The sequence below is a fragment of the Streptomyces marokkonensis genome (genome assembly GCF_039539045.1).
Lineage (GTDB): Bacteria > Actinomycetota > Actinomycetes > Streptomycetales > Streptomycetaceae > Streptomyces > Streptomyces marokkonensis.
This window is the reverse complement of the sequence record NZ_BAABCQ010000284.1, coordinates 1-5310: the sequence shown is the minus strand read 5'-3', so window position 1 is coordinate 5310 and position 5310 is coordinate 1. Positions and strand designations below refer to the sequence as shown.

The window sequence follows — 5310 nt, the reverse complement described above, 5'->3', positions numbered from 1 at the left end:
GTCGAAGCGCTTCGACACCTTTCTTCGACCGCTGTCAGCCCTCCGTCTGCCTTCCGTTTGCCCTCGGTCCTCCCTACGGCCATCGGCCGAACGGACGCACGAAGGGTGGTGGGGCCGTCCGGGATCGGGTACATACGATCGGGTAGCGCCGACTAGTAACGTACGTCCGCAAGTTCGCCTATGACCAATCCCGGCGATCCTCGTGGACGTACCTCCCCCGATGCCGATTCGCGGCGAGGTGAGCCTCATGTCCGCACCACCCACCCCCTCCTCCCGATCCACCGTCACCGAACGTGAGGCCCGCGAGGTCGCGGAGGCGGCCCGGGAACAGGACTGGCGCAAGCCCAGCTTCGCCAAGGAGCTGTTCCTCGGCCGCTTCCGCCTCGACCTCCTCCACCCCCATCCGCTGCCCGCCGACGAGGACGCCCAGCGCGGCGAGGAGTTCCTCGCCAAGCTGCGCGACTTCTGCGAGACGAAGATCGACGGAGCCGTGATCGAGCGCGACGCGCGGATCCCGGACGACGTGATCACAGGGCTGAAGGAGCTGGGCGCCTTCGGTATGAAGATCGACACCAAGTACGGCGGCCTCGGCCTCACACAGGTCTACTACAACAAGGCCCTCGCGCTGGTCGGATCCGCGAATCCCGCGATCGGCGCGCTACTCTCCGCCCACCAGTCGATCGGTGTGCCGCAGCCGCTGAAGATGTTCGGCACGCAGGAGCAGAAGGACACGTTCCTGCCGCGCTGCGCCCGCACCGACATCTCGGCGTTCCTGCTGACCGAGCCGGACGTCGGCTCGGACCCGGCGCGCCTGGCGACCACCGCCGTCCGTGACGGCGACGACTACGTCCTCGACGGCGTGAAACTGTGGACGACCAACGGCGTGGTCGCCGACCTGCTCGTTGTCATGGCCCGCGTCCCGAAGTCCGAGGGTCACAAGAACGGCGAGGGAGGCAAGGGGGGTATCACCGCCTTCGTCGTGGAGGCCGCCTCCAAGGGCGTCACGGTCGAGAACCGCAACGCCTTCATGGGCCTGCGCGGCCTGGAGAACGGCGTCACCCGTTTCCATCGGGTGCGTGTCCCGGCCGCCCACCGCATCGGCCCGGAGGGCGCCGGCCTCAAGATCGCCCTGACCACCCTCAACACCGGGCGCCTCTCGCTCCCCGCCATGTGCGTGGGCGCCGGCAAGTGGTGCCTGAAGATCGCCCGCGAGTGGTCGGGGGTGCGCGAGCAGTGGGGCAGGCCGGTCGCACTGCACGAGGCGGTCGGCTCGAAGATCTCGTTCATCGCGGCGACGACCTTCGCGCTGGAGGCGGTCCTCGACCTCTCCTCCCAGATGGCCGACGAGGACCGCAACGACATCCGCATCGAGGCCGCCCTCGCCAAGCTCTACGGTTCCGAGATGGCCTGCCTGATGGCCGACGAGCTGGTCCAGATCCGCGGCGGCCGGGGCTTCGAGACCGCGGCCTCCCTCGAAGCCCGCGGCGAGCGCGCGGTCCCCGCCGAGCAGATCCTGCGCGACCTGCGCATCAACCGGATCTTCGAGGGCTCCACCGAGATCATGCACCTGCTGATCGCCCGCGAGGCAGTAGACGCCCACCTCTCGGTCGCCGGCGACCTGATCGACCCCGACAAGACCCTGTCCGACAAGGCGAAGGCGGGCGCGCAGGCGGGAGTCTTCTACGCCAGGTGGCTGCCGAAGCTCGTCGCCGGGCCGGGACAGCTCCCGCGCTCGTACGCCGACTTCCACCCGTCCGGCCACCGCGACCTGTCCGGACACCTGCGCTACGTCGAACGCACCGCCCGCAAGCTCGCCCGCTCCACCTTCTACGCCATGTCCCGCTGGCAGGGCCGGATGGAGACCAAGCAGGGCTTCCTGGGCCGAATCGTCGACATCGGCGCGGAACTGTTCGCGATGAGCGCCGCCTGCGTCCGCGCGGAGCACCTGCGTGCCAAGGGCGACCACGGCCGTGAGGCCTACCAGCTCGCCGACGCCTTCTGCCGCCAGGCCCGCGTCCGCGTCGAGGAACTCTTCGGCCGCCTGTGGACCAACACCGACGACGTCGACCGCAAGGTCGTCAAGGGCGTGCTGGGGGGCGCGTACGAGTGGCTGGAGCAGGGCGTCGTCGACCCGTCGGGCGACGGCCCGTGGATCGCGGACGCGACGCCGGGCGAGTCCCGGCGGGAGAACGTCCACCGTCCCATCAGGTAGGACGGGCTCAGGTCGGGTTTCCGCCGGGACGGTCCGGCCGCCCGGGCGGGACGGGACGCCCGGGCCCCGCCCGGGCCCGCGACACCCGTGCGAGGGACGCGCTGTCCTCCCGGAGGGCGGTTGCGGCAACAATGGGGGGATGAGCGACAGTCCAGCCCCACTCGCGGACCCCCACCTCGTCTACGACCCGGTGGCGGGCGACGGCCCGAAGGACGTGGTGATCCTCGGGTCCACCGGGTCGATCGGGACCCAGGCCATCGACCTCGTGCTGCGCAACCCGGGCCGTTTCCGGGTCACCGCCCTGTGCGCCAACGGCGGGCGGGTCGCCCTCCTCGCCGAGCAGGCGTACCGGCTGAAGGCGCGGACCGTCGCCGTGGCCCGCGAGGACGTCGTCCCCGCGCTGCGGGAGGCGCTGAGCGACCAGTACGGCAGTGGGGAGCCGCTCCCCGAGGTCATCGCCGGCCCCGACGCGGCCACCCGGCTCGCCGCCTCCGACTGCCACACCGTCCTCAACGGCATCACCGGCTCCATCGGCCTCGCCCCGACCCTGGCCGCCCTGGAGGCGGGCCGCACCCTCGCGCTGGCCAACAAGGAATCGCTCATCGTCGGCGGCCCGCTGGTCAAGGCCCTCGCCAAGCCGGGGCAGATCATCCCGGTCGACTCCGAGCACGCCGCGCTCTTCCAGGCGCTGGCCGCCGGGACCCGCGCCGATGTGCGCAAGCTGGTCGTCACCGCGTCCGGCGGCCCGTTCCGGGGACGTACGAAGGAGCAGCTGGCGGGCGTCACCGTGGAGGACGCCCTCGCCCACCCCACCTGGGCGATGGGCCCGGTGATCACGATCAACTCCGCCACCCTCGTCAACAAGGGCCTGGAGGTGATCGAGGCCCACCTGCTCTACGACATTCCCTTCGACCGCATCGAGGTGGTCGTGCACCCGCAGTCGTACGTCCACTCGATGGTCGAGTTCACGGACGGATCGACACTGGCCCAGGCGACGCCCCCCGACATGGGCGGGCCCATCGCCATCGGCCTCGGCTGGCCCGAACGCGTCCCCGACGCCGCCCCCGCCTTCGACTGGAGCAAGGCCTCGACCTGGGAGTTCTTCCCGCTCGACAACGAGGCCTTCCCCTCGGTGAACCTGGCCCGGCACGTCGGGGAGCTCGCGGGCACGGCCCCGGCGGTGTTCAATGCCGCCAACGAGGAGTGCGTCGAGGCGTTCCGCTCCGGCGCGCTGCCGTATCTCGGGATCATGGAGACCGTCACGCGGGTGGTCGAGGAACACGGCACCCCCCGTACGGGAACCTCGCTCACCGTCGCGGACGTCCTCGAAGCGGAGACCTGGGCACGCACCCGGGCCCGGGAACTGGCGGCACAGACGGCGGAGGCCCGTGCATGACGACCCTGATGTTCATCCTCGGCATAGTCCTCTTCGCGGTCGGTCTGCTGTTCTCGATCGCCTGGCACGAGCTGGGGCACCTGTCCACCGCGAAGATGTTCGGCATCCGGGTGCCGCAGTACATGGTCGGCTTCGGACCGACGATCTTCTCGCGGAAGAAGGGCGAGACCGAGTACGGGGTCAAGGCCATCCCGTTCGGCGGCTACATCCGCATGATCGGCATGTTCCCGCCCGGCGCCGACGGCCGGCTGGAGGCCCGCTCCACCTCGCCCTGGCGCGGCATGATCGAGGACGCCCGCTCGGCCGCCTTCGAGGAGCTGCAGCCGGGTGACGAGAAGCGCCTGTTCTACACGCGCAAGCCCTGGAAACGGGTCATCGTGATGTTCGCGGGCCCGTTCATGAACCTCGTCCTCGCGGTGGTGCTGTTCCTCACCGTCCTCATGGGCTTCGGCATCTCGCAGCAGACCACCACCGTGAGTTCCGTCTCCCAGTGCGTCATCTCGCAGACCGAGAACCGCGACGACTGCACCAAGTCCGACCCGGCCTCCCCGGCCGCGGCGGCCGGCCTCAGGGCGGGCGACAAGATCGTCGCCTTCGACGGCGTACGGACCGACGAATGGGACCGGCTGTCCGACACGATCCGCGCCAACCCCGGCGAGCAGGTGGCGGTCGTCGTGGAGCGCGGAGGGCAGGAGATCACCCTCCAGGCGACCATCGCCACCAACCAGGTCGCGAAGAAGGACGGAAACGGACAGATCGTCGAGGGCGAGTACGTCACCGCCGGCTTCCTCGGCTTCAGCGCCGCCACCGGCGTGGTGAAACAGGACTTCGGCCAGTCCGTGACCTGGATGGGCGACCGGATCGGCGACGCCGTCGACTCCCTCGCCGCCCTGCCCTCCAAGATCCCGGCCCTGTGGGACGCGGCCTTCGGTGACGGACCCCGCGAGGCGGACTCCCCGATGGGTGTCGTCGGCGCCGCCCGCGTCGGCGGCGAGATCGCCACCCTGGACATCCCGCCCACCCAGCAGCTGGCCATGTTCGTCATGCTGGTGGCCGGCTTCAACCTGTCCCTGTTCCTCTTCAACATGCTCCCGCTGCTGCCACTGGACGGCGGTCACATCGCGGGCGCGCTGTGGGAGTCGTTGCGCCGGAACGCGGCCAAGGTGCTGCGCCGCCCGGACCCGGGCCCGTTCGACGTGGCGAAACTGATGCCGGTGGCCTATGTGGTGGCGGGCGTCTTCGTCTGCTTCACGCTGCTGGTCCTGGTGGCGGACGTCGTCAATCCGGTAAGAATCAGCTGATATCCGGACAATCCAAACGATCCGATGAGAAGCCCGATCCGGAGAGCATGTCCCTCCGGGCCGGGCTTCACGCCGGTCACTCGGCATATGAACGCCAAAGGGTGTATCTCCCGCACACCGTGTGCCTGGCGTTCACGTCGGTGCCGTAATCTCGAAGGCCGGAGCCCGCCGCTGAACGGGGCCGGATTCTGATCCACGACTTGGGGTTGCACAGCAGATGACTGCGATTTCTCTCGGCATGCCGGACGTTCCGACCAGGCTCGCGGAGCGCCGCAAGAGCCGTCAGATCCAGGTCGGGCCCGTGGCGGTGGGCGGCGACGCCCCCGTGTCGGTGCAGTCCATGACCACGACCCGTACGTCGGACATCGGCGCTACGCTCCAGCAGATCGCCGAGCTGACGG

The 5310-nt window shown here is 69.9% G+C and carries 4 protein-coding genes; all 4 read left to right on the top strand.

Translation table 11 applies throughout. From position 1 onward, the window contains the following. The first annotated feature begins 247 nt into the window (after positions 1–247). Complete coding sequence (locus tag ABEA26_RS34735; RefSeq protein WP_345597901.1) at positions 248–2212, top strand: acyl-CoA dehydrogenase family protein; 1965 nt, start codon at positions 248–250, stop codon at positions 2210–2212. A 139-nt stretch (positions 2213–2351) separates the two neighbouring features. After that, positions 2352–3608, top strand: coding sequence for a 1-deoxy-D-xylulose-5-phosphate reductoisomerase (dxr, locus tag ABEA26_RS34730; RefSeq protein ID WP_345597899.1), 1257 nt, complete (start codon positions 2352–2354; stop codon positions 3606–3608). A gap of 8 nt (positions 3609–3616) precedes the next feature. Next, positions 3617–4909 (top strand): M50 family metallopeptidase, encoded by a 1293-nt coding sequence (locus tag ABEA26_RS34725; RefSeq protein WP_345597902.1) that lies wholly within the window; start codon positions 3617–3619, stop codon positions 4907–4909. A 217-nt stretch (positions 4910–5126) separates the two neighbouring features. Continuing rightward, a partial coding sequence (locus ABEA26_RS34720) for a flavodoxin-dependent (E)-4-hydroxy-3-methylbut-2-enyl-diphosphate synthase (RefSeq protein WP_345597897.1) occupies positions 5127–5310 on the top strand: 184 nt, incomplete at its 3' end.